The organism is Bacillus sp. 165 (genome assembly GCF_017742235.1).
GTDB lineage: Bacteria > Bacillota > Bacilli > Bacillales > Bacillaceae_G > JAGHKQ01.
Window position 1 is genome coordinate 1 of sequence record NZ_JAGHKQ010000034.1, and the last position, 1,175, is coordinate 1,175.

The 1,175-nt window shown below is 41.0% G+C and carries 1 protein-coding gene; it reads left to right on the forward strand.

Annotation, left to right across the window (positions count from 1 at the left end; translation table 11 throughout):
• Positions 1–1,175 (forward strand): malate dehydrogenase (quinone) (mqo, locus tag J7Q84_RS18090; protein ID WP_209096630.1); only part of this gene is annotated, 1,175 nt, incomplete at both ends.

Below are 1,175 nucleotides of genomic sequence, written 5' to 3' on the forward strand. Positions count from 1 at the left end.
TCTATCGATGTGAGCAAAGCTATCAACATTAATGAACAGTTTCAGCTTTCAAGACAGTTTTGGTCTTACTTAGTAAACAGCAATTTGATTCGTAATCCGCAGGACTTTATCATGCCAATCCCTCATATGAGTTTAGTGCAAGGGGAAGAAAATGTAACGTTTTTGAAAAAACGTTTTGAAGCGCTTTCGAACAATCCTCTGTTTCAAGGGATGGAGTTTTCTGATAATCCTGAAAAACTGAAGGAATGGATTCCGCTTATCATGGAAGGCCGTACATCGAATGAACCAATAGCAGCCACCAAAATTGATTCTGGAACGGATGTCAACTTTGGTGCTTTAACACGTATCTTGTTTGAACATTTACAGAGTAATAACGTCGAGATAAACTATAAGCATAGTGTCGAGGATATTAAACGTACTGCGGATAACTTGTGGGAAGTGAAGATCCATGATATCGATAATGGTAAAATGGAGTATCATACTGCAAAATTCGTCTTTATCGGCGGTGGGGGCGGAAGCCTGCCTTTACTGCAAAAAACCGGCATTCCTGAGTCAAAACATATTGGAGGATTCCCGGTAAGCGGACTATTTTTGGTATGTAAGAATCCGGAAGTCGTAGCGCAGCATCATGCAAAAGTATATGGTAAAGCTAAGGTTGGAGCTCCTCCAATGTCTGTTCCGCATCTTGATACAAGATATATTGATAATGAAAAAACATTGCTGTTTGGACCGTTTGCCGGCTTCTCACCCAAGTTCTTAAAAACGGGTTCAAATTTTGATTTGATAGGCTCCGTAAAACCGAATAATGTCTTCACTATGTTGGCGGCAGGCATAAAAGAAATGTCATTAACAAAATACTTAATTCAGCAAGTTATGTTATCAAATGAAAAGCGCATGGAAGAATTACGAGAGTTTATCCCCAATGCCAAAAGCGAAGATTGGGATATCGTGGTAGCGGGTCAACGTGTGCAAGTTATCAAAGATACGGAGGCCGGCGGTAAAGGAACACTTCAATTTGGTACGGAAGTTATTAGTGCCGCTGATGGTTCGATAGCTGCCTTACTTGGCGCTTCTCCAGGTGCTTCTACTGCCGTGCACGTTATGCTTGAGGTATTAGAAAAATGTTTCCCGCAGCATATGAAAGAGTGGGAGCCGAAAATAAAAGACATGATTCC